At 58.7% G+C, this 24,119-nt stretch carries 18 protein-coding genes; 10 read left to right on the forward strand and 8 right to left on the reverse strand.

The window, feature by feature from the left end:
- Positions 1-9: 9 nt before the first annotated feature.
- A complete protein-coding gene (gene uvrA / locus LKR43_RS01070; protein WP_227681993.1) occupies positions 10-5,733 on the reverse strand; it encodes an excinuclease ABC subunit UvrA in 5,724 nt (1,907 codons plus the stop codon).
- Between the two features lie 143 nt (positions 5,734-5,876).
- On the opposite strand from uvrA, the gene LKR43_RS16160 reads away from it, so the two are divergent.
- Together LKR43_RS16160 and LKR43_RS01075 are read left to right on the forward strand one after the other, a co-directional pair.
- Positions 5,877-6,005 (forward strand): hypothetical protein, encoded by a 129-nt coding sequence (locus LKR43_RS16160; RefSeq protein ID WP_003803595.1) that lies wholly within the window; start codon positions 5,877-5,879, stop codon positions 6,003-6,005.
- Positions 6,006-6,183: 178 nt separating this feature from the next.
- Positions 6,184-7,107 (forward strand): glycosyltransferase family 2 protein, encoded by a 924-nt coding sequence (locus LKR43_RS01075; protein WP_227681994.1) that lies wholly within the window; start codon positions 6,184-6,186, stop codon positions 7,105-7,107.
- A gap of 6 nt (positions 7,108-7,113) precedes the next feature.
- On the opposite strand, the gene LKR43_RS01080 is transcribed toward LKR43_RS01075, so the two are convergent.
- Positions 7,114-7,593 (reverse strand): hypothetical protein, encoded by a 480-nt coding sequence (locus tag LKR43_RS01080; RefSeq protein WP_227681995.1) that lies wholly within the window; start codon positions 7,591-7,593, stop codon positions 7,114-7,116.
- A 154-nt stretch (positions 7,594-7,747) separates the two neighbouring features.
- Here LKR43_RS01080 and ettA point away from each other — a divergent pair, with 154 nt between their 5' ends.
- The 3 genes from ettA (at position 7,748) to LKR43_RS01095 (ending at position 10,331) form a co-directional block, all read left to right on the forward strand.
- Positions 7,748-9,421, forward strand: a complete 1,674-nt coding sequence (gene ettA, locus LKR43_RS01085) for an energy-dependent translational throttle protein EttA (RefSeq protein WP_227681996.1) — start codon at positions 7,748-7,750, stop codon at positions 9,419-9,421.
- Between the two features lie 19 nt (positions 9,422-9,440).
- The gene (locus LKR43_RS01090) at positions 9,441-9,983 is read left to right on the forward strand and encodes an isochorismatase family protein (RefSeq protein WP_227681997.1); all 543 of its coding nucleotides are present in this window, start codon (positions 9,441-9,443) and stop codon (positions 9,981-9,983) included.
- Positions 9,984-10,103: 120 nt separating this feature from the next.
- A complete protein-coding gene (locus LKR43_RS01095) occupies positions 10,104-10,331 on the forward strand; it encodes a glycine zipper 2TM domain-containing protein (RefSeq protein WP_227681998.1) in 228 nt (75 codons plus the stop codon).
- Positions 10,332-10,452: 121 nt separating this feature from the next.
- Here LKR43_RS01095 and minE read toward each other — a convergent pair whose 3' ends face one another.
- The 4 genes from minE to LKR43_RS01115 form a co-directional block, all read right to left on the reverse strand.
- Positions 10,453-10,713 (reverse strand): cell division topological specificity factor MinE, encoded by a 261-nt coding sequence (gene minE, locus LKR43_RS01100; protein ID WP_227681999.1) that lies wholly within the window; start codon positions 10,711-10,713, stop codon positions 10,453-10,455.
- A 1-nt stretch (position 10,714) separates the two neighbouring features.
- The gene (minD, locus tag LKR43_RS01105) at positions 10,715-11,530 is read right to left on the reverse strand and encodes a septum site-determining protein MinD (RefSeq protein ID WP_227682000.1); all 816 of its coding nucleotides are present in this window, start codon (positions 11,528-11,530) and stop codon (positions 10,715-10,717) included.
- Between the two features lie 116 nt (positions 11,531-11,646).
- Entirely contained in the window at positions 11,647-12,444 is a 798-nt protein-coding gene (gene minC / locus LKR43_RS01110; RefSeq protein WP_227682001.1) for a septum site-determining protein MinC, read from the reverse strand.
- A gap of 44 nt (positions 12,445-12,488) precedes the next feature.
- Entirely contained in the window at positions 12,489-14,255 is a 1,767-nt protein-coding gene (locus tag LKR43_RS01115; RefSeq protein ID WP_227682002.1) for a glutamine--tRNA ligase/YqeY domain fusion protein, read from the reverse strand.
- 116 nt (positions 14,256-14,371) lie between these two features.
- Between LKR43_RS01115 and LKR43_RS01120 the strand changes: the two genes are divergently transcribed.
- Both LKR43_RS01120 and LKR43_RS01125 read left to right on the forward strand, forming a co-directional pair.
- Positions 14,372-15,712: a cytochrome ubiquinol oxidase subunit I gene (locus tag LKR43_RS01120; protein WP_227682003.1), complete on the forward strand. Its 1,341-nt coding sequence runs from the start codon at positions 14,372-14,374 to the stop codon at positions 15,710-15,712.
- Positions 15,709-16,758 carry a cytochrome d ubiquinol oxidase subunit II gene (locus tag LKR43_RS01125; protein WP_227682004.1) on the forward strand — a complete coding sequence of 350 codons (1,050 nt, stop codon included), beginning with the start codon at positions 15,709-15,711 and terminating at the stop codon, positions 16,756-16,758. Before LKR43_RS01120 ends, LKR43_RS01125 begins: the two co-directional genes overlap by 4 nt.
- Here the strand turns inward: LKR43_RS01125 and LKR43_RS01130 are convergent.
- Positions 16,688-18,130 carry an ATP-binding protein gene (locus LKR43_RS01130; protein ID WP_227682005.1) on the reverse strand — a complete coding sequence of 481 codons (1,443 nt, stop codon included), beginning with the start codon at positions 18,128-18,130 and terminating at the stop codon, positions 16,688-16,690. The genes LKR43_RS01125 and LKR43_RS01130 overlap by 71 nt on opposite strands.
- Positions 18,131-18,137: 7 nt before the next feature.
- On the reverse strand, positions 18,138-18,839 hold the full coding sequence (locus tag LKR43_RS01135; RefSeq protein ID WP_227682006.1) for a response regulator: 702 nt from the start codon (positions 18,837-18,839) through the stop codon (positions 18,138-18,140).
- A gap of 108 nt (positions 18,840-18,947) precedes the next feature.
- Here LKR43_RS01135 and LKR43_RS01140 point away from each other — a divergent pair, with 108 nt between their 5' ends.
- From LKR43_RS01140 to recQ, 3 genes are read left to right on the forward strand one after another with little or no spacing between them, the layout of a single operon-like run.
- A complete protein-coding gene (locus tag LKR43_RS01140) occupies positions 18,948-20,735 on the forward strand; it encodes a ClcB-like voltage-gated chloride channel protein (RefSeq protein ID WP_227682007.1) in 1,788 nt (595 codons plus the stop codon).
- A gap of 45 nt (positions 20,736-20,780) precedes the next feature.
- A complete protein-coding gene (locus LKR43_RS01145; protein ID WP_227682008.1) occupies positions 20,781-21,932 on the forward strand; it encodes a hypothetical protein in 1,152 nt (383 codons plus the stop codon).
- Positions 21,933-21,934: 2 nt separating this feature from the next.
- Complete coding sequence (gene recQ, locus LKR43_RS01150; protein ID WP_227682009.1) at positions 21,935-23,752, forward strand: DNA helicase RecQ; 1,818 nt, start codon at positions 21,935-21,937, stop codon at positions 23,750-23,752.
- Positions 23,753-24,119 lie beyond the last annotated feature (367 nt).

A 24,119-nucleotide genomic window follows, 5' to 3' on the forward strand; every position in this document is an offset into this window, starting at 1 on the left:
CAACAGGCCCTAGCTCGATGTTTGCTTCAGGAACGCTTCCAGTGCCGCTCCGGTATGCGAGACGTCCTTAAGGCTGATGACCTGCTCGGGTGTGCCCTGCGCAACCAGATAGCCACCACCGTTTCCGCCCTCCGGACCCAGGTCCAGTACCCAGTCAGCTTCAGCGACTATATCCAGATTGTGTTCGATGACCAGCACGGTATTGCCGGCATCCACCAGGCGATGCAGTACATGTATCAGCTTCTCGACGTCGGCAGTCGACAAGCCCACGGTGGGTTCGTCCAGCACATATAAGGTGTGCGGAATCCGGGAAGCACGGCCGGTCTTGATCACACCTTCCGTTAGGCGTGCCTTGGCCAGTTCCGCCACCAGCTTTATGCGCTGCGCTTCGCCGCCCGACAGGGTGGGCGAGGGCTGGCCCAGGGTCAGATAGCCCAGCCCGACGTCCTGCATCAGCTGCAAAATGCGTGAAATTCTGGAATGTGCGGCGAAGAATTCCACTGCTTCATCCACTTCCATGCGCAGGACTTCTCCCGCGCTTTTGCCGCGCCACGTTACGCTCAGGGTGTCGCGGTTGAATCGCTCGCCATTGCAGCCGTCGCATAGCACCTTGACGTCAGGCAGGAAGCTCATTTCTATGGTGCGCAGGCCCTGACCTTCGCACACCGGACAACGACCCTCACCGGTATTGAAGGAAAAGCGCGCAGCGGTCCAGCCGCGTATCCGGGCTTCGCGCGTATCGGCGAAAAGCTTGCGCACGTCATCCCAGAAGCCCACGTAGGTGGCCGGACACGAGCGCGGAGTCTTGCCTATGGGGGTTTGATCGACTTCCAGCACGCGGTCGATTGCTTCCCAACCGGTGATGCCGGTGCAGCCCTGCCATGGCGGATCCTTGCGCTGCGAAACGGCCTGTGCAAGGTTATCGAGCAACACGTCGCGGGCCAGTGTGGATTTGCCAGATCCCGAGACGCCGGTGACGACGCTCAGTCGTCCAACCGGAAGCTGTGCCTCGACGTTGTGCAGATTATGCAAATGTGCGCCCTGTACCGTGACCATGGGTGTGTCGCTGGTGACGGCACGGCGTGCCTGCAAGGGGTGTGACAGGGGATGCTTCAGGTAGCGGCCGGTAACGGATGTGGGACTGTCCATCAGGTCTTGTGCCGTGCCTTGTGCAACCACCATGCCGCCCCGCGTACCAGCCCCCGGGCCGATGTCAATAATATGCGATGCCCGTCGTATGGTGTCTTCGTCGTGCTCGACCACAACCAGCGTATTGCCATTGCCCTCCAGCGTTGCCAGGGCATTGAGCAGGATCTGGTTGTCGCGCGAATGCAGGCCTATGGTGGGCTCGTCCAGCACATAGCAGACACCTTGCAGATTGGAGCCCAGTTGGGCTGCCAGTCGTATGCGCTGTGCTTCGCCTCCCGAAAGGGTGGGGGCGGCGCGATCCAGCGCCAGGTAGCCTAGCCCGACTTCCCGCATGAAGTTAAGCCTGCCCTTGATTTCGGCCAGTATGTCTCGCGTGATTTCGCCTTCACGTCCGCGAATGATCAGGCCATCGAAAAACACCTGCGCGTCAGATACCGGCATGGCGGCCAGTTCGGCGATGGATCGTCCGCGCCACAAAAAGGCGCGGGAAACCGGGTTAAGACGCTCGCCATGGCAACTGGTGCAGGCCGCGGTGCTGCCTTCGTACCATGCATTCCATGCGGTTTCTTCGCCGGTTTGTTCGGCGTCGAACCCCGTCAGTTGCAGGCCGGTACCAAAGCAGCTGGTGCACCAGCCATGTTTGGAGTTGTAGCTGAACATGCGCGGATCCGGCTCGGGAAAGCTGGTGCCGCAACTTGGGCATGCACGTTTGACGGAAAAATGCCTTTGCTCTGCAGATGCGTTGGGGCTGGCGCTGCGGCGCTCATCCAGGCTGGCGGCCTGTGGGGCAGACAGGTCCAGCAATATGCTCATGGAGCCCTGGCCGTGTTCGAGTGCGCTGCGCACGGCCTCACGCAGTGCTGCCTCTTGCCCGGCATCGACCACCAGATCGGCGACGGGCAGCTCCAGTGTGTGTTCTTTATAGCGATCCAGCCTGGGCCACGGGGTTACCGGTATGAATTCGCCGTCAACGCGCAAATGGGTATGACCTTTGCCGGCGGCCCACTTGGCCAGATCGGTGTAATAGCCTTTGCGTGCGCTGACCAGCGGCGCGAGTATGCCTATATGGCGGCCCTTGCAGTCCTTCAGTATCTGGGCAACGATCTGTTCGGCTTTCTGCGGTTCGACGGCCACATTGCAGGTGGGGCACATTTGGGTGCCCAGCTTCACATACAGCAGACGCAGAAAATGATGGATCTCGGTCATGGTGGCGACCGTTGATTTGCGGCCTCCACGGCTGGTACGTTGCTCGATGGCGACGGTGGGCGGTATGCCGTAAATGGCATCCACATCAGGTTTGCCTGCAGGCTGCACAATGGCCCGGGCATAGGCATTGAGCGATTCCAGGTAGCGACGCTGTCCTTCGTTGAAAAGTATGTCGAAAGCCAGCGTTGACTTGCCCGATCCCGACACACCTGTAATCACGGTAAACGTATCGTGCGGAATGCTGACGTTGATGCCCTTCAGGTTGTGCTCACGCGCATTGACCAAGTCTATGCTCGAGCCCTGGCCGCGCTTGCGCCGCAGGGCGGTCTGCAGTGGCGTGCCGGCCCCGTCCTGATAGCGTGGCGCAGGCTCGGCCAGCTGTCTGGCTTGCTGCGACTTGTCTTCGTAGACAATGGCGCTGGTGTAGTCGGCCAAGGCCTGGCCGGTATGTGATGCCTTGTTCTGCATCAGGTCTTGCGGGGTGCCGGTGCCTACGATGTATCCGCCGCCGTCGCCCCCTTCAGGCCCCAGGTCTATCAGCCAGTCGGCTGCGCGGATCACGTCCAGATTGTGTTCGATGATCAGCAGTGAGTGACCGGCGGCCAACAGCTTGCGGAAAGCGCGCATCAGGCGGGCCACGTCATCGAAATGCAGGCCTGTCGTGGGCTCGTCGAAAAGAAAAAGGCTGCCTTTCTTGGCCACCTTGGCGGACGATATGCCGCTGCGGGCGGCCGTGGCCAGATGTCCGGCCAGCTTGAGGCGCTGGGCCTCGCCACCTGACAGGGTCGGCACCGGCTGACCCAGGCGCACGTACTCCAGGCCCACGTCGGCCAGGGGGGCCAGTGCCCACTGCACGTCGCGCAGACCACTGAAGAAGCCCAGGGCTTCGCTGATGGTCATCTCCAGGACTTCGTCTATCGAGGCGCTGCGGCCCAGATGTTCGACACGCACCTCTTGTATTTCAGGACGAAAGCGCTTGCCGTCGCAATCGGGGCAGCGCAGGTAGACGTCGGACAGAAACTGCATTTCAACGTGCTCGAAGCCGGTGCCGCTGCAGGTCGGGCAGCGCCCGTCGCCGGTATTGAAGCTGAAGGTGCCCGCGGTATAGCCGCGCTCTTTGGACAGCGCAGCCTGGGCGAACAGCTTGCGTATGGCATCGAAAGCGCCGACATAGCTGGCCGGGTTGGAACGTGCCGTCTTGCCTATGGGGCTTTGGTCCACCATGACGACTTCCGCCAGCTGTTCCGCGCCCAGCAGGTGATCGTACTCGCCCGGCGCCTCGGTGGGCTTGCCCTGCTGCTTGAGCAGGGCCGGATGAAGCACATCCTGGATGAGTGTGGATTTGCCCGAGCCTGATACGCCGGTCACGCAGACCAGTCGTCCCAGCGGCACGGACAAGGAGACGTTCTTCAGATTATTGGCCCTGGCGCCTTCCAGGATTAGCCTGGGCGTGTTGTCGGCCACCGGCATGGGGCGCGGCGCCTCGACGCGCAGGCGGCTGCCCAGATAGTTTCCGGTCAGGGTGTTGGCGTTGCGAAGCTGTTCCGGCTTGCCGTCGAATACGACCTGGCCGCCGCGCTCGCCGGGTCCGGGACCCATGTCGATGATCCGGTCGGCGGCGATCATGACCTGGGGGTCGTGTTCGACCACGACCAGGGTATTGCCATTGGCACGCAAACGATGCATGACCTGGACTACGCGATGCATATCGCGCGGATGAAGGCCGATGGAGGGTTCGTCGAGCACGAATAGTGTGTTGACCAGCGAGGTGCCCAGGGCCGTGGTCAGATTGATGCGCTGGACTTCACCGCCCGACAGGGTCCGGCTCTGGCGATCCAGCGACAAATACCCCAGACCCACATCACACAGAAATTTCAGCCGGTTGCGGACCTCGTCCAGCAGCAACTCGATGGCGGCATCCATGCTGGCGCCAAAGCTGATGTCCGCAAAGTAGTCTTTTACCCGGCTGATGGGCAGGCGCATCAGGTCGTGTATGCCTAGTCCGGGCAGGGTGTTGAGCTGTTCACGGCTCCATTGCGCATGCACCGGCATGAAGCGCGGATAGTTGTCGTCGGTATCGGCGATCTGGCTGCCAAGACGCCATAGCGTTGCATCCGGCTTGAGCCGGGCGCCGCCACAAGCGGGGCAGGGCGTGTAGCTGCGGTACTTGGAAAGCAGCACGCGCACATGCATTTTGTAGGCCCGTGACTCCAGCCAGTCGAAGAATCGCTGTGCCCCATACCACTGGGTTTTCCAGGCGTTGTTACCGCCTTTCCAGTCAGGGGTGCCTCCGATGACCCATTCCTTTTCCTGTTCGGTCAGATCTTCCCAGGGCGTATCAAGACGTATGCCGGCAGCCGGTGCGTACTGCTCCATTTCGGTCTGGCATTCGTTGTAGCTCTTGGTTTGCCAGGGTTTGATGGCGCCACCACGCAGTGTTCTCTTTTCGTCCGGAACGACCAGCCCGTAGTCTATGCCCATGACGCGTCCGAAGCCGCGGCATGATTCGCAGGCACCCAGCGGGGAGTTGAAGGAAAATGTGCTGGGCAGCGGCGTTCCGTATTCGATATTGCAGGCAGCGCAATGCAGGCGGTTGCTGAAGCGCCACACGGTTTCCTGGCCGTCTTCTGTGTCGGGCAGCGCGTGAATGGCAATATGGCCATCGCCTTGACGCAGCGCCGTGTCGAGGGCCTCCATGACGCGCTCGGGCTCGGCGGAGCCGTGGCGGAACCTGTCCTGCACCACATGCAGCACCCGCAGTTTCTCTGCCTTGGGGACGCGCTTGCTTTTGCCTTTGGCCGGAGCAGGCGTATGCATGCGCATCTCTTCATGATGGATGCGTGTGTAACCCTGCTGTTCCAGAAAGCCACGGACTTCTTCTTCGGTGTAGTTGGCGGGAATGACGATGGGAAAGGTAATTACCAGACGGGGATCGCCGGCTTCGGGTGCGCGTACAGCAAGGTGTTGCTGTATGGATCCGGGGTTGTCGCGTTGCACGCGCTGGCCGCAACACTGGCAGTAAAGCCGGCCCAGACGGGCGAAAAGCAGTTTCAGGTGATCATTCAGCTCGGTCATGGTGCCGACCGTACTGCGTGAATTACGGACCGGATTGACCTGGTCTATGGCGATCGCGGGCAGTATGCCCTCGATGCGTTCGACCTGTGGTTTGTCCATGCGGTCCAGGAACTGCCGGGCATAGGGGGAAAATGTTTCCACATAGCGGCGCTGGCCTTCGGCGTACAGGGTATCGAAAGCCAGCGAACTTTTGCCGGATCCGGATACGCCCGTCACGACCAGGAGTTCGCCGGTGTTGATGGACACATCAAGGTTCTTGAGGCTGTTCTGGCGTGCGCCGAAAATGCGGATATGTGAGCTCATTTCGCTATGATAATCGTTCTTGCGTTGCGACTTTTTGAAGCTGGTTTTTGTGGAATTGACCCATTTTGGGGTAGAATCATGGGTTAACTGAATTTTTAGGACCGCGTCTTTGCGTGCCTTCTACACACAGATCGGAGATCATCATGGCAGAAATCAAACGTACGCGTCGCAATACTCTTGAACGTCGTTGCCTTGGCAAAGCATTCAAGCGCCTTTTCGTTCGCGCACCCAAGGGCGTTTTCAAGATGCTGGAAAAGGTCAAACGCGTCTAAGGTGATACCCTGCCGGTAAAGGCCGCCCGCCTTTCCGGTATCAAGACGTAACGATGGCAAGAAATCCGCAGATCCTGTGTCTGCGGATTTTTTTTGTCCTATCATGACCCATGGAGAGGGGAAAAATGGCGTGGCACAGCATATTCAGGCCCGCCTTTCATAATTAAAGAAGATCAGCATGTCGAATTGGCGCCATCTTTTTACGGTTGTGACACCAACCTACAACCGGGCCCATACGCTGGAACGGGTCTATGAATCTCTGTGCGAACAATCGTTCCAGGATTTCGAGTGGGTGATTGTCGACGACGGCTCCACTGACGAAACCAGGCCCATGGTAATGCGCTGGCAACAGGAAGCCAGTTTTCCCATCCACTATATGTGGCAAAAGAACCAGCACAAGAAAACCGCATTCAACCGAGGGGTCCGGAAAGCCAGTGGCGAGCTTGTGGTCGCACTGGACAGCGATGACAGTCTGGATACCAATGCGCTGTACGCCATGGCCACGGTCTGGCGTGACATACCGCTAAACGAACGCGACCGTTTTGTGGCGATTACAGGCTTATGTGCCCGCCCCAATGGTCATATTGTGGGCGATATGTTCCCCAGCGATCTGATCGATGCGTCGTCGCTCGACATGACTTTCAAATATCACGTCAAAGGCGAGAAATTCGGCTGCTTGCGCACCGATGTGCTGCTGCGCTTTCCCTTTCCCGAAGAAATTGCCGGTTTTGTACCCGAAAGCCTGGTGTGGCGTGCCATCGCCCGCGCAGGCTATCTGACGCGCTTTGTCAATCAGGTATTCCGGGTTTATCACGACAGCCACGACTCCATTTCCGGCCAGGGCCGCGACGGGCAGCAGCATGCGCTGGGATTGTGGCTGCTGGCTCATGACACGGTCGTCGAGTGCTTGCCGTGGTTCCGCTACCGTCCTCAGGCATTCCTGATGGCGGCAGCGCGTTACACGCGATTTTCCATGCACCTGAGGCGTGGCAGGCAGACGCTGCCACAGGGAAGGTCGCTGCATGGCTGGGCATCAAGGGCGCTGGTGGGTCTGATGTGGCCGGTAGGGTGCCTGCTGTATGTGCGGGATCGGGTGCGCTAGCAAGGCTTAGTGCAATATGCGAGGCTGGTCGGGGTCGTCTGCTTCAGAGGGTTCGTCGTCATCGTCGTCTTCGGGGGCTGCCGTGGCATCGTCGGTCATGATGAAGGGCAGGATTTCCTGCAAGGTTTCCGTCCAGGCAACTTCATCGCCATTCTGGTCGACCTTGATAAACCTGATGCCCTCGAGGTCGGACAGCTGAATGGCCCATAGATACTCGCAGTCGAAGATGTCGCCGTCTTTCATGGTCAGGCCGCCGGTATTGCCTGCGAATCGTGCGCCTGGGCCGCCGATTTCGACAACGACGTAGTCATCGGGGCTGTCGTGGATGTCGAGCGGGACGGCAAAGATGACCCATTCGAAGCCCGTCTCTTGTGCGTCCATGATCTCGGCCAGCACGGGCTTGCCCATGTACGCGCTCATGGCGTCGGCGGTGCGGCCGATTAAATCGATCTCGTCGGCAGTAAAGGTTAAGGTTTCGTTAGACATGGCTGCTGCCGGGATAAGGAATTGTCCAATTTTAAAGCATCTTCAGGCCCGCCCTCTGCCGCTGCTGCTTTTTTGGGGAATGACGGCCGATTCCCGGTTTTAATTTTCCTTACGGCCTACAATCTGGGATTGTTCAATTTTTGACTTGCTTGTTATGGCCCAATACGTTTATACGATGAACCGGGTTGGCAAAATCGTGCCCCCAAAACGCCAGATTCTGCGCGATATTTCCCTGTCTTTTTTTCCGGGCGCCAAAATTGGCGTGCTGGGTCTGAATGGTTCGGGCAAGTCGACATTGCTCAAGATCATGGCCGGCATCGATCGCGAGATCGAAGGCGAGGCGATTCCCATGCCCGGGCTGAACATCGGCTATTTGCCGCAAGAGCCCGTTCTGAATCCCGAACATACCGTGCGTCAGTCGGTGGAAGAGGGGCTGGGCGAATTGTTCAGTGCCCGCAAGCGCCTGGAAGAGGTCTATGCCGCATATTCCGAGCCGGATGCCGACTTCGATAAACTCGCGACCGAGCAGGGTGAGCTCGAGGCCATCATCGCGGCCGCGGCCTCCAGCGGTGCGGATGACATCGAACATCAGATGGAAATCGCCGCAGATGCACTGCGTCTGCCTGCGTGGGACGCCCTTATCGGCAATTTATCCGGTGGTGAAAAGCGCCGTGTTGCCTTATGCCGTCTGCTATTGTCCAAGCCCGACATGCTGCTGCTGGACGAACCCACCAACCACCTGGACGCGGAAAGTGTGGAGTGGCTGGAACAATTCCTGCGCAAATTCCCGGGTACGGTCGTAGGCGTGACCCACGATCGTTATTTCCTGGATAACGCGGCCGACTGGATACTGGAGCTTGACCGCGGGCATGGTATTCCCTGGAAAGGCAACTACAGTTCCTGGCTGGAGCAGAAAGAAGACAGGCTGAAGCAGGAAGAAGCTTCTGAGTCGGCTCGCCAGCGCACCATCAAGAAAGAGCTGGAATGGGTTCGACAGAATCCCAAGGGCCGTCAGGCCAAGGCCAAGGCTAGGCTGGCACGTTTTGACGAGCTGTCGTCGCACGAATACCAGAAACGCAATGAAACGCAGGAAATTTTCATTCCGGTGGCAGAGCGTCTGGGCAATGAAGTGATCGAGTTCGAGAATGTCAGCAAGGCATACGGTGACAGGCTGTTGATCGATAACCTCAGCTTCAAGGTTCCGCCAGGGGCGATCGTCGGTATTATCGGTCCCAACGGTGCGGGTAAGTCCACGCTGTTCCGCATGATTGCCGGGCGCGAGCAGCCCGATAGCGGTGTGGTCAAGATCGGCCAGACTGTAAAACTGGCGTTTGTGGATCAGTCGCGCGAGTCGCTGCCCGATGACAAGACTGTTTTCGATGCAGTCTCCGACGGCGCCGATCTGCTGACGGTGGGCCGCTTCGAAATGTCCTCGCGCGCCTACCTCGGCCGTTTCAACTTCAAGGGCGGCGACCAGAACAAGCTGGTGGGCAAGCTGTCCGGCGGCGAACGCGGCCGACTGCATCTTGCCAAGACGCTTATGGCCGGCGGAAACGTGTTGCTGCTCGACGAACCCTCCAACGACCTTGACGTCGAGACCCTGCGAGCGCTTGAAGACGCGTTGCTGGAGTTTGCGGGCAGCGTGATGGTCATCAGCCACGATCGTTGGTTCCTTGACCGTATTGCAACCCATATACTGGCCTTTGAGGGCGATTCCCAGGTTGTATTCTTTGACGGAAACTATCAGGAATACGAGGCTGACAAGGTGCGTCGACTGGGTGAGGAAGGCGCCAAACCCAGGCGTTTGCGCTATAAAGCACTTAAGTAGCCTTTAACCAGGAGGTGTTATGCCGGTCCTGAGTGCACACGATACGATGGTTCTGCTGGTCGATATGCAAACGGGCCTGTTGCCCGCCATAGCCGATCATCAGGCGCTGATACAAAGAACCGCCTGCTTGCTGCAGGCGGCCCAGCTAATGGGTGTACCCGTCATCGCGACCGAGCATTACGCTGACAAAATTGGCCCTACTGACCCGGCGTTGCGGCGCTGGGTCGATCATGTCATTCATAAAACTCATTTTGATGCCACGCGTGAATCCCGTTTTCTGGCCGAGTTGCCACGCAGACGCACCAGGGTGTTGCTTCTGGGCACCGAGGCCCACGTATGCGTGTTACAAACTGGCCTGGGCATGACCAATCTGGGTTTGAGCCCCATTCTGGTGACCGATTGCGCGGGCTCGCGTCGCGTCCACGACTTTGATGCTGCATGCACACGCTGGGATCACTACGGTCTTGAGCGCATCACTGCCGAAATGGCTATGTTTGAGTGGCTGGAAACGCCGATTCATCCGCAGTTCAGGGAAGTGCTTGCGCTGATCAAGTCTGTGTAGGGTGGTGGCCGGGTATCGAAACAATTGTTGCGCAAGTTCACAAGGATCTACGGGCTCGCAATTTTTGCGAAACTCAAATCGGCTACCTTATATCATCGCTTGCATATTCTGGAGGTAAAAATGAAAGCAGCTTGTCTAAGCAAACTGGGTGTTATTGGAATTCTGGCGTTCGCCCTGGGCGGATGTTCTTCCTGGGACAGCATGAGCCATCGTCAGAAAAGCACCGTGACCGGCGCCGGCCTGGGTGGTGTGGCCGGTGCTGTGGTAACCGGTGGTGGTGTGCTGGGTACAGTAGGCGGCGCAGCAATAGGCGGCGTCATTGGTGACCAGATAGGCAAGAACCGATAGCAGCAAGCGGCTGTGCGGCGATCTTGCCGCTATATTGACGAAAAAATGCCCCGGGCAGTTCGGCCTGGGGCATTTTTTTTCAGTTCGCGGGCAGCCGGTTGGCGTGAACCCGCGGCAAGAATCAGCGGGCCTCAGCCTGAGGCATTTCAATCTTGACCTCGAGGATCTCCAGGGAATCCTGGCGCTCGAGATTGACCTTGATATCGTCGGGATTGATCTTCACGTAGCGTGAAATAACCTCAACCAGCTCCTTTTGCAGCTGCGGCAGGTAGTCGGGAGCAACCCCGTCTCCGCGTTCGTTGATCAGAATCAGCTGCAGACGGTCACGGGCAACGCTGGCAGAGGTCTTTTTCTGTCCACGAAAAAAAGAAAGCAGGGACATATTATTTCCCCCCGAACAGACGCTTGAACAGGCCTGGTTTTTCGTAATCAACAAAGCGCAGCGGCTTTTCTTCACCCAGATAGCGCGACACCACGTCTTGATAGGCAACAGCTACATCGCTGTCGCGCAAATGAATCGCAGGAATACCCTGGTTCGATGCCTGCAGCACCGATTCGGATTCGGGAATGACGCCGATGAGTTTGATGCGCAGAATGTCTTCGATGTCTTTGAGCGACAGCATTTCGCCTTCAGCGACCCGCTTTGGGTTGTAGCGCGTAAGCAGCAGGTATTCCTTGATGGGCTCCTCGCCTTTCTCGGCGCGACGCGATTTGGCCGAGAGTATGCCCAGGATACGATCGGAGTCACGTACCGAAGAGACCTCGGGGTTGGTCACGACCAGTGCGTCGTCGGCGAAATACGAAGCCATCAGGGCGCCCGTTTCAATACCGGCAGGCGAGTCGCAGACTATGTACTCGAAGCCCATGTCGGCCAGGTCATTGAGTGCCTTCTCGACGCCTTCCCTGGTCAGTGCGTCTTTGTCGCGAGTCTGGGAAGCCGGGAGAATGAAAAGGTTCTCAAGCTGCTTGTCGCGTATAAGCGCCTGGTTCAGCGTGGCTTCGCCCTGGATCACGTTGACGAAGTCATATACAACACGGCGTTCGCAACCCATGATCAGGTCCAGATTACGTAGACCTACGTCAAAGTCGATAACGACTGTTTTGTGGCCGCGTATCGCCAGTCCGGAGGAGAAGCTTGCACTGGTGGTGGTTTTGCCCACACCGCCTTTGCCGGAAGTCACCACAACAATTCTCGCCATGACGATAGAATTCCTTTAGGTATTGATGATAAAACACGTAATCGTAATGCAAAATTGCATAAAAACAGCACAAGAGTACGCTAATTTGGCTGTATCTTGGCAACAAAAAATATCTGCTACTTGCTCAGCGAAGTAATTTTAAGGGTATCGTCGTCCAGATGGACAATAGTCGGCTGATTATGCAACGAGGCATCCAGCTTGGTTTCAATAACGCGATAGACACCGGCAATAGCCAGCAGCTCGGGATCCAGTTGTGTGGTGAAAATACGGGCGCTGGTGTCACCACGTGCGCCTGCCATGGCTTTGCCGCGCAAAGGTCCGTACACATGAATATTGCCGTCGGCGATCACTTCGGCTCCCTGGCTGACCACGCCAATCACGATCAAATCGGTATTTCTGGCATAAATGCGCTGCCCTGAGCGTAGCGGACGGTTGATCACCATGGCGGCCGGCGCAATTTCCGGTGCGGCTGCTGCAGCGGCCGGTGCGGCGCTGGATTTGTCTGCCTTGTTGGCGGGTTTGTCCTGGGGCGGAGCAACCACCGGCACTTCCTGTTCGGGTGCCGGCTGGGCAGTCGGACGTGGAGTGGGGCTGCCCAGATCCACGGCGGTCAGGCCTTGTGCCAGTGCGGCTTGCAGGTTGGCATCTTGTGCCACCACGCCTACGGGATGCAGGCTATGTTCGCGCAGGGCAGCGATCAGGGCCGGCCAGTCTATGGTTTCAGTGATCAGGCTGGCGTCGATGACGACAGGCTCGTTCTCGAAAAAAGATCCCGCGTCGTTCATGCGCCGTTCAAGGGCGGCCAACAGCTCGGCATCATCATGACTGCGCAGCACTACACGCAGCGCATACAGGGTGGCGCTTTTGAAGTCCAGCGCCGATAGGCTTTTGTTTTTACTGTTTGCGTCGCTCACGGGTTTTTCTTTCGATAATAAAAATTACAAACTTGGAGAGGGCATCAGCTTTTCTGAGCCCAGGAATCCTTGAGTGTGGCCGAACGGTTGAGTACCGGTTTTTCGGAGGTGGAGTCTTTGCGGTCAGCAATAAAGTACCCCAGACGCTCGAATTGCAAAGGCGTGTCGGCAGTCAATTGCGTGCCAGGCTCCAGCCAGCCCTGAACGATTGTGCATGAATCCGGGTTGATGGCATCGAGAAAGTTTTTGTCGCCCGAGTCGGGATGCGGGTCGCTGAACAGACGGTCGTAAAGACGGATCTCGGCCGAAATGGCGTGTTCAGTGCTGATCCAGGTGATGTTGCCCTTGACCTTGACCGAGTCTGCGCCAGGAGTGCCGCTCTTGGTGTCTGGCAGATACTCGGCATGGACCTCGGTTACGTTGCCGTTTTCGTCTTTGACGCAGCCGGTGCAGCGGATGATGTAGCCGTATTTCAGGCGTACTGTGTTGCCAGGGAAAAGCCGGAAGTACTTTTTGGGAGGCTCTTCACGGAAGTCGTCACGCTCTATCCAGAGCTCACGACCAAGCGGAAACTCGCGTTGTCCTGCTTCGGGATCATGAGGATTGCGTGGAGCATGGCAAAGTTCGGTTTTGCCTTCAGGATAATTGGTCAGTACCAGCTTGATGGGGTCGAGCACCGCAACGCTGCGCGCGGCAATCGGATCCAGGTCGTCGCGCAAGGCTTGTTCGAGCAGGCTGTAGTCTATGCGTGAGTCCGCTTTCGATACCCCCAGTCGTTCGCAGAACAGGCGTATCGAGGCTGGTGTATAGCCACGCCGGCGCAAGCCGGCCAATGTTGGCAGACGGGGGTCGTCCCAACCGTTGACATAGCCCTCGCGCACCAGCTGCAGCAACTTGCGCTTGCTCGTGACAACATAGCTCAGGTTGAGTCGGGCAAACTCGTACTGCCGGGGCAGCGGCCTTTGCAGCTGGCCCAGGTCTGCCAGGTGATTGAGTATCCAGTCGTAGAAAGGACGCTGGTCTTCAAATTCAAGTGTGCAGATGCTATGGGTGATGCCTTCAAGGGCATCCTCGACCGGATGCGCCCATGAGTACATGGGATAGATGCACCAGCGATCACCGGTGCGATGGTGCGGCACGTGCCTGATGCGGTATAGCACGGGATCGCGCATATTGATGTTGGGCGATCCCATGTCGATCCTGGCCCGCAGGGCCATGCTACCGTCGGGATGCTTGCCGTCGCGCATTTCATCGAGCAGACGCAGCGACTCTTCGACGGGGCGGTCGCGCCATGGGGAGTTGGTGCCTTTTTCGGTCAGGGTGCCACGCGTGGCGCGCATCTCTTCAGCGCTTTGCTCGTCGACGTAGGCCAGACCGGCTTGCACCAGTGCCTGCGCGAACGTATACATATATTCGAAATAGTCGCTGGCAAAATAGCGGTTGTTCTCGTTCCCGTACTTCCAGTCGAAGCCCAGCCACTCCACCATATCGATAATGGCATTGACGTATTCGTCTTCTTCCTTTTCCGGATTGGTGTCGTCGAAGCGCAGGTGGCAGGCACCCTGGTAGTCGTGTGCCAGGCCGAAGTTAAGGCATATGCTTTTGGCGTGTCCGATATGCAGATACCCGTTGGGCTCGGGCGGGAAGCGTGTGCGTATGCGTGCGGGGTCAATGTCGCCCGTCGCCTGTACGGAAGCCGGCCCCGGCTTGCCTGCCCAGCGCTTGTCGGCATAGCGGCCTTGAGCCAGGTCGTTGTCGATGATGGTGCGCAAAAAGTTCGAAACAGGTGCGGGAGATGGCGCAGAGGTCATACTGAAATAAATTAGGCAAAAATAATCGGGTGAAGTATGCATTTTGCCACGTTCGGGCTTATTTGCCCGCCCCGTGGGTTTACAAATGCTGATCTGGCTCTAAACTAGCGCACATTATGACGCACACAACCTTGTGGCTATCACAGATACAGTTTTTCTCCAGTTTGGGGTTTATGCTGCTCTTTCTGACCATAGAGCTTGGTCTGGCTTGGGTGCTGCTGTATTTCAAGCTCAGGTGGCGGGGCCCGAACCACGCCGCCTGGATCGCTGCGTACCGATTCTGGGTGCGTGTGTTTGCGCTGGCCTTCATTCTCAGCTTTGCCTCCTGTCTGCCGGTGCTGATTCAGTTTGGCAGTCTGTGGCCTGCGCTGATGGAAAAAATAGGCGATGTCGCCGGGCCCCTGCTTGCCGCCGGAGTGCTCTCTACTTTTATCTTCAAGTCCTGTTTTCTGGGCGCCATGCTGTTTGGGCAACGTTATTTGTCAGATAAGGCCCATACCCTGGTCGTGTTCATGGTCGCGGTAGGCGTGGCGGTCAGTGCGTTCTGGCTGTTGGCGCTGCTGTCCTGGACACATACTCCGACCGGTGCGCAATTCATCGATGGGCAGTACCAGGTTCAGGACTGGTGGGCGATTCTGTTCAATCCGGCGCTGCCGTGGTATGCCGCGCTGTTCGTGCTGGTGGCCGTCCTGACTACCTCATTTCTCATGATAGGGCTTATAGTGGCCCAGAGCTTGCGCCGACCCGTCGATGAAAGTGAGCGTCTGGTATTCAAGTCTGCCGTATGGCTGGCTGCAATATGTGTGGTGCTCCAGGGCATGGCGGTGGTGGGATCGGGCCATATGACCGCGCATCATCAACCCGCCAGAGCTGCCGCGACTGCCGCGTACTGGCATAGTGGGCAGCCGGCCGATCTGGTGTTGTTCGCCTGGCCTGATGCGCGGAAATCCGCCAATCTTCATGCCTGGCGCCTGCCAAAGATGGGTGATTTCTGGTTGGGGCGGGATCAGGCCGGTGCGCTGCGAGGGCTGGATCAGTTCTCAGGCATGAGCCCGCCGGTCACGGCTACGTTCTGGTCGTTCAGGCTGGCCCTGGTGGTAGGCATGTTGATGATGGCGGCAGCCTGGCTGACGGTCTGGCGTGCCCGACGGGTTGAGTATGATCCGGGCGCTTTATCCCGGTGGGGGCGCCATGTGCTCAAGGCAATGACATTTTCGGGCTGGGTGCTGCTGCTTGCAGGCATGGCTCATATCCTGCTGGGCGCTTTGCCTTATGCAGTCAATGGCACGGTCACCATGACCGAGGTATTGGGTTCCGCAAGCGTACAGACCTTAGTGGGCGGCTACGTGGCTTATCTTGTGCTTTACCTGCTGCTGTTCGTCAGCTTCTTTCAATTGCTTCGGCACATCGCGCGTTATGGGGTGGTACCGGTTGCGCGGCGTAGGGGCAGGGCATGATAGAGGCCTTGGCCACTGCGCTGGGCTTGAGCGCGCAAGACCCCTCGTTCTGGATGCCTTTGGCATTCATGGTGATACTCTTTGCCGTGATTGTCGCCGGTACGGTGCTTGATGGTTTTGATATCGGAGTGGGCTGCCTGACGCTGTTTGCACCTGCAGCCTCGGGGCCACGCATGCTGTCGCTGCTTAGCCCCTGGCGCGATGCAAATGAGTTCTGGCTCTTCCTGGGCCTGGGGCTGTTTGTCTGCGTCTTTCCGAAGGCCGCAGGCCACGTCATGGGGCAGCTGTATCTGCCCTTGAGCCTGCTTGGTCTGGGCGTATTGTTGCGTTCGGCGGCGTTCGAGATCCGCCTGCGTGCCCCTCGCGAGATGCAGGGGCGCTGGGTTATCGGCTTCGGCCTGGGTTCACTGCTGACGGCGTTTTCACATGGTTTGTTGCTTGCGCAACTGGTGGTGTCGCATCAGCCGGATGCAGGCTATGTCTGGTATTCGTTGTTTATCGGCCTTTGTGCGGTGGCAGCCTATTGCTTGCTGGGCGCATCGTGGTTGATTATGCGCGTCGCGGGCGAGTTGCGTGCGCGGGCGGTAATGTGGGGCCGGCGTGCCGTACGCTGGTCTGCTGCCGGGGCGGTGGCGGTCTCGGTGGTGCTGGCTTTCGCCAACCCGGGGGTTTTCCTTAAATGGAGCGATGGGCCTCAATGGCAGATCGTGGTGGCCTTGTGGTGTTTGTTGTTGGTGTGTTTTGTTTCGGTCGAGATGTGCCTGCAGCGCATGATCAACAGCAGCTATCGCACGACAGCCTTGCCGTTTTTCATGACCTTGCTGATCTTTCTCGTGGTGCTTGGTGGCCTGGGGTACAGTTTTTTCCCCTACCTGGTTCTGGATGAAATCACCTTGTGGGACGCGGCCGCGTCTGTCGACTCCATGCGTTTGCTGTTGTCGGCTACGGTCATTGCTCTGCCGGTGGCCTTTATTTTCAATCTGCGTGTTTACTGGCGGATGTTTGGTTTGTCGGTGCCGCCTGCTCAACCTGATTTTGATCACTGACTGCTGTCTGTACAGGCAGGGTGATGCGAACTTGCAGGCCGCCCAGGCTTGCCGTTTCCAGGGTCAGGGAGCCATCATGCGCACGCGCAATGTTTTCAGCCAGCGCCAGTCCCAGTCCCACTGAGCCTGTGCGGGTGCGTGCGTCGTCCAGGCGTGAAAATGGCCGCAGTGCCTCGATGCGCCGTTCAGCGCTGATGCCGGGGCCATGATCCGATACCGTGATGACGGCATTGCCTTGCTCGACCTGCATGGCTACCTCGACAGGCGGCTCACCATGATTCAGGGCATTGGTCACCAGGTTGTCCAGCAGGCGCCCCAGTGCTGTTTTGTCACCGTTGATCGTCAGTGACTGCGTGGGCATGCTAACCAGCTTGACCGGGCTGCCGGCGCTTTCCCAGGCTGATACCTGTTCCTCAAGCCAGGTATTAAGCGAAAGGGGTGTGAACTGGTATGAGCCAGGATCGGCGCCCCGCACAAAGCCAATGAACTGATTGACCATGCGTTGCATATCCTGCACGTCCTTGAGCATGCCTTCCTTGAAGTCGTTCTCTTCCGACATTTCTATGCGCAGCCACATGCGCGACAAAGGCCCCTTCAAATCGTGAGGCAGGCCGGCCAGCAGTGTGCGCTGGACGGCATTGGATTCGGCCAGCGTATCGAGCATGGCGTTGAAGCGTTCGCCCAGTATGCGTGTTTCGGAGGGGCCCGAAGGATACACGCGCTGAGGCTGGCCGGCAGCCAGCTGGTCGGCGGCTTTGGCCAGCCGTGTAAGTGGCCGGGTGATATGCCAGGAAAAAGCTGCCGCGAGCAGCAGCAACAGGCCCATGCCTCCAAGCCAGATCATGATCATGGGAGACGTGACCGGCGGGGCTATGCGGTCCAGTGGAATAACCAGCCATTCCCGATTGGGTGGCGTTATGCTTTCGGCGGGGTAGGGTAGCGAAATATACAGACGCGGTTCAGTACCCCGCGAAAGGGCGACACGGGTGTCGTCGTCCAGGCGCAGGTTCAGTGCCTGGACAAAGGTGCGCAGCGAATGACGGATATCTCCGGGCGGAGGTGGCGGCGGATTGCGCGGCGGACGACGGTGCTCCACGCTGGTATTCGAGGGCAGGCTGCGCGCCCAAAGACGCCATTGGTTGCCCGAGGCCTGACGCACGAATTCGTCGCGCCCTTCGGATGGAATCTTGGCCAGTGCGGCGCGCAGGGTGCGTATGGTGGTCGCAGTGAACTCGACTGTTACTTCTTCAGTGTATTTTTTCCGGTAGTAGGAAACCGACGCAAAGGTAGCGGCCTGCACCAGCAGGATGGTTCCCAGCGTCAGCAACACCATGCGTGTGCTCAGGGATTTCGGCAGCAAGCGTCGTAACATGGTGGCGTCAGGGAGAAAAACGATAGCCCACACCCCATACTGTCTGTATCCAGCGAGGTTGTTTGGGATCGTCTTCTATGGCGCGGCGCAGGCGCAGGACGGCAATGTCTATGGCCCGGTCGTTGCGCTCGCCTTCGTCGTCGTCGCGCGCCAGAGCCAGCAGGCGCTCGCGAGACAGAGGCTTCCCGGAGTTATTGATCAATGCCTCGAGCAGGTTCACTTCACCGCCGGTCAGTTTGATGACTTCCTGACCTTTGGTCAGCTGACGGGTGGCAGGACTGAAGGTGAAGGGGCCAAAGGACACCGGCTGGTCTTTGGTCAGGGCCGAGGCGCCTTTCTTGCGACGCAGTACGGCCTCGATACGGGCCAGCAGCTCGCGCGGGTCGAAGGGCTTGCCCAAATAGTCGTCGGCACCGGCTTCCAGCCCTATGACGCGATCGACGGTTTCGTCGCGACCTGTCAGTAAAATGACGGGGATGTCTTCACCTTGCTGTCGCAGACGCCGGCAGGCTTCGGCGCCGTCGCCGTCTGGCATCATGCGGTCAAGCACTATAAGATCGGGTGAGTAGCGCTGTATGCGCGCAGGCAGATCGCTTGCGTCGGGCGCAAGCAGGGTGTCGTACTCGTGACGATTCAGGTAGTCGGCCAGCAACTGTCGCAAGGCGGGGTCGTCGTCTACGACCAACACTTTAACCAGAGTTTTTTCCATAGATCGAAAGTGTGCCTTGTGCCTGCCAGCCAGGCAAGCTCTCGAAATGAATTGAAATATGTCACCGTCTTGCGTTATGGTTTGTGCTTCGTGGGAAGCAGAATGAATATGTTACGCAGCTCCGTGCAGTCAGTGCGCGATCGCCTGGCCGGCTACTCCTGGTTATCGGATCTTCCTGCCATGCTGTGCTGGGCCGTACTGGTTGGTGCGCTGGGCGCCTATGCCACCATTGCCTTCCATGAAGGCATGCGTCTGGTTCAGCATGTGGCCACAGGCCATAGTGGCTCGATCGTGGGCGTCACACGCGAACTGCCGTGGTACGGGCGCCTGCTGTTTCCTTTGGTTGGTGGGGTAGTGGCCGGTGCGCTGCTTTGGGCCTCCAAACGACTGGAAGGCAAAACCAACTCCGACTACATGGAAGCGGTTGCCATTGGCGACGGCCACCTGTCATTTCGACAGGGGATGTTGCGTTCATTGTCTTCATTAAGCTCGGTGGCGTCCGGCGGCTCAATAGGCCGCGAAGGGGCTATGGTGCATCTGGCGGCGCTGAGTGCGTCGATCATAGGACGCTTTACCCGTTTCAGTACGGCACGCCTGCGTTTGCTGGTGGCTTGTGGCGCGGCGGCCGGGGTGGCGTCAGCCTACGGTGCCCCGATTGCAGGGGCCCTGTTCGTGGCAGAAATCGTGCTGGGTACCATGAGCATGCAAAGTCTGGGGCCTTTGCTGGTAGCGGCTGCTTCGGCCAATATCGTGATGCGCCTGACGGGCCATTATCACACCACCTATGCCATGCCCGACATTCCGCAGGTTCCGGGCCTGGAAGTATTGCCGTTCCTGGTGCTGGGCGTCATGGCAGGCCTGGGCGCCCCTCTGTTCCTGAAGTTTCTCGACTTTTCCAAGCGTCAGTTCCAGCGCAGCAAGCTGCCTTTGCCTGCCAGGCTGGGACTGGGTGGCGGCTTGTTGGGCCTGTTGCTTATCGTCATGCCCGAGGTTGCTGGTAATGGATACAGTGTGGTGCATTCGCTGCTGCACGCACCCTGGACCTGGTATGCCGTGGTGACCATTCTGCTGCTCAAGATACTGGCCACGGCGCTGACTGTCGGATCGGGTGCCGTGGGCGGGGTGTTCACGCCTGCGCTGTTTGTGGGCGGAGGCCTGGGGGCCTTGTTTGGCATGATCATGTCGGTGCTCTGGCCGGGCATGACGGTTCAGACTTATATGTATGTTCTGGTGGGCATGGGCAGTTTTCTGGGAGCCGCCACCAGTGCGCCTCTGATGGCCATCCTGATGATTTTCGAGATGACGCTCAGCTATCAGATAGTCTTGCCATTGATGCTGGCCTGCGTGGTTGCCCATTTTGTTTCCAGGGCGGTGGCAGAGGTGGCCATGTATGACGTCACCGTGGTGCGTGAGCGTGATGCCGGCTTTCGCTACCGGCTAAGGCATACCGTTATTCAGGATCTGGTCCGCCCGGCCGATACTGTGGTGGCCACGACGGCGCCGGTGGGCGAAGCGCTGCAAATGTTTCTGGAGTATCCGGTCAAGTATCTGTATGTGGTCGATGAAAAGAATATTTACCAAGGTGTGATTGCCCAACAGGATTTGACCAGTTTATTGTTGAGCCAGGGGGATGTGCAAAGCAAGTCGGCGGGCGAAGTCCTGCGTCTGGACTTCGTGAAGACCTTGCATCCCGACATGACTCTTGATCAGGCCCAGGAGTATTTCGTGCATTTCCAGGGTGAGCGTCTGCCAGTGGTCAGTCGCGGCGAGCAGCCGCAACTGCTGGGCGTCGTCTACAAGTCGGCGCTGCTTGAAAAATACAGTGCCTTGAAAAGGTCGTTCGATGCCAGCAGCGAGGCCATGCTGGATTTTTCGGCAGGCAGGCGCTTGCGTTGATCAGGTTTGTAGCCGTCAGGTGCAGTGTTTGTTTGGTATTTGTCTATGAGGTTTTCTTTGATCGGTCTGGTGCGTGCAGTGATGTCCATGCAATGTACCGCACTGGTCTGCCTGCTTGGCGGTTGGCATGGGCCAGTCTACAGCGTTCAGCTCAGCGATCTTGCGCCCGTGCAGGTATTTGCCGCCCCGCAGATCAAGGTGGCGCCCCCGCAGCCATTGCCTGACCCGCAGCCGGAACCCGTCAGTGACGATGACGACTATCTCTTCATTGACGAGGCCGACAGCATTCCGGATATCTCCTACAGCTTTACGTGGAGCCGCGCCGACGCGGCGGCCTGGCGCAATCGTCGCGTTTCCCGTTCTTCACCGGGTTTGTGGGGGGCGCTCGATAACCGGCGCAGATGGCGATTTACGCCGCCGCCCGCCACGGCAGCGATGCCTTGGGAGCTCGGCGTCAGCAACTGGCGCTTTGCCGGCGATGGCGGGCTGGATGTGGCGTTGGGCAGCAACGATATCGTGACGCCCGCCTGGGGCAATTCGGCCCGGCTCGGTGGTATCAGCATTTCGCAATCGTCTTTGGTCAATGCGGAAGACAAGGAGGGCAACTGGCAGTATGCACTGGCTGTCGGTGCGCTGGATTTTTCTCCAGGCCCTGCCGAAGATCTGGACCTGGGGCCGACCGCCGCCAATTCCGTATTTCGCTATGGTGTAAGTCCAAGCCTGGTGCTGGAGTCACAGTTGCAGCTGGCTCCCGACCTGATGTCCACCGGTGTGGGGGGGCAATACCGGACTGATTGGGGCCGGTGGAGTGCCGGCCTGGCACGGGCGAATATGGGTGCGGCTCAAGGCTGGCGATATCAGGCGGCTTATGAGCTGGATATGTTCGAGTCATTGCAGCTTTCCTGGCGGGGCGAACGTCGTGATCCAGGCTACGCCGATCTGAGCCGCTATACGGCCGACCCTTCGATCGGGGGCGTTCGTCAGCAATGGAAGGCCACGATACCGCTGGGGCGCTGGGGAGACCTGAGCGGAAAATTTGAAAACGAGCACACATCCCTGGGCGAGTCGCGGAGTCGGTTCGGGTTCACGCAGCAGTTTTGGTACAGTCCGAACCTGCGGGTAGGGGTGGCCGCCGCGCGGGAGCTGGACAGCGGCGACTATGATATAGGTATTCGTTTCTCGGTACCCATTTATTAAGCATGACCCTATCCTCATTGGAAACCCTGCAGCAAGTCTTTGGTTATGACTCTTTTCGAGGCGACCAGCAGGCCATCATAGACCACGTCGTACAGGGCGGTGACGCCCTGGTGCTGATGCCTACCGGTGGCGGAAAATCGCTTTGCTACCAAATACCTGCCCTGGTTCGGGAGGGTGTGGGCGTTGTTATTTCACCGCTGATTGCCCTGATGCAGGATCAGGTCGATGCCCTGATAGAGCTGGGCGTACGCGCGGCGTTTCTTAACTCGTCCCAGGACTGGCGTACCGCCCGCGAGGTGGAGCAGGCCTTCCTGCGTGGTGACCTGGATTTGTTGTATGTGGCCCCCGAGCGCCTGCTGACGGACCGCTGCATAGAGCTGCTTGAGCAAGGCAATGTATCGTTGTTTGCCATCGACGAGGCGCACTGCGTATCGCAGTGGGGGCACGATTTTCGCCCTGAATACCTGGGCCTTTCCATTCTGCACGAGCGCTGGCCCCACGTGCCGCGTCTGGCCCTGACGGCAACGGCTACGTCGGTCACGCGCCGCGAGATTGCACAGCGCCTGGATCTGAACGATGCGCCGCATTTCGTAGCCAGCTTTGACCGGCCCAACATCAGCTATCGCATTATTGAAAAAAATGAAGTCAGGCGGCAACTGCTGGCCTTTATCAAGGCTGAACACGCCGGGGACTGCGGCATTGTGTATTGTCTGTCGCGGGCCCGCGTCGAGGAAACGGCTGATTTCCTGTGTCAGAACGGCATCGAGGCCTTGCCTTATCACGCTGGCCTGAACGCCCAGGTGCGGGCCGCCAATCAGGCCCGCTTCCTTCGGGAAGAGGGTATTGTGATGGTGGCGACAATCGCTTTCGGCATGGGGGTAAACAAACCCGATGTGCGGTTTGTGGCCCATATAGATCTGCCCAAGTCGGTGGAAGGCTATTACCAGGAAACCGGTCGGGCGGGTCGTGACGGCCTGCCGGCAACGGCATGGCTGGCTTATGGTCTGCAGGATGTAGTGCAGCAGCGCCGCATGATCAACGAGTCGGCTGGCGACGAGGCGTTTAGGCGGCGCCTGGGCGCACAACTGGATGCGATGCTGGGCTTGTGCGAGACGGTCAACTGCCGGCGCCAGCGTCTGTTGGCTTATTTTGATCAAAGCATCACGCCTTGCGGCAACTGTGATACTTGTCTTGAGCCTCCCCAGGCCTGGGACGGCACCGTGGCGGCGCAGAAAATTCTGTCGGCGGTGTACCGGCTTTGGCGTGAGCGTGGCCAACGCTTTGGTGCAGGGCACTTGATTGATATTCTGCGCGGCAAGGTAACAGACCGGATCAAGCAGTATGAGCACGAAAGTCTGAGCGTATTCGGGATAGGCAATGATCTTTCCGAGCAGGCCTGGCGCGGGGTGCTGCGTCAGCTGCTGGCTCAAAGTTTGCTGGCGGTGGACCACGAGGGCTACGGTACGCTGGCTTTGACGGAAGGCAGTCGTGCGGTGCTCAAGGGCGAGAAGCAGCTGATGTTCCGGCGTGAGTCCGAGAAGAAAACACGTAACGGACGATCCGCAGGTACGCGAAGCAAGGATGCGGGCATAGTGTTGCCGCCCGATGCGCAGCAACGTTTCGAAAATTTGCGTATCTGGCGCGCCGAGGTTGCCCGCAGCCACGGTGTGCCGGCTTATGTGATTTTCCATGATGCAACGCTGCGGGAGGTGGCGTTGAATTGCCCGCAGTCGCTGGAGGAGCTGGGCGGCATCAGTGGGGTTGGCGTGCGTAAGCTGGAGGCGTACGGGGAGGAGTTGCTGCGGTGCGTGGCTGGGTGAGCGTTTGAGCGGTCGTGTCAGCGAATAGCTACCGTATCAACAGATAGTTAGCGTATCAGTGTATAGCCACCGTAGCTGCAGGTAGCGGCCACCGTACAAACAGGTTCTATAGAAAAGGGGGCCTGTCCAGGACCGCTCCGGCTTCACGCGCACGTCCCTGGCGCGCCAGGGATACCCGCTTTATTGGCGCCAATCGAGGCGGTTGCGGAACTCGCCCGAATGAACAGCCACTGGCTGTTCATAAACGCCGGGCTCATACAGCCGCAACCTTGCATCCTCGATTGGCGCCAATAAAGCGGCGTGCGCGAGGCGCCTCCACAGCCCTGGACAGCCCCCCTTTTTTATGGAGCCGAGTGTTCGGGGCACT

This window comes from Pusillimonas sp. MFBS29, assembly GCF_020687695.1.
Lineage (GTDB): Bacteria > Pseudomonadota > Gammaproteobacteria > Burkholderiales > Burkholderiaceae_B > Pusillimonas_C.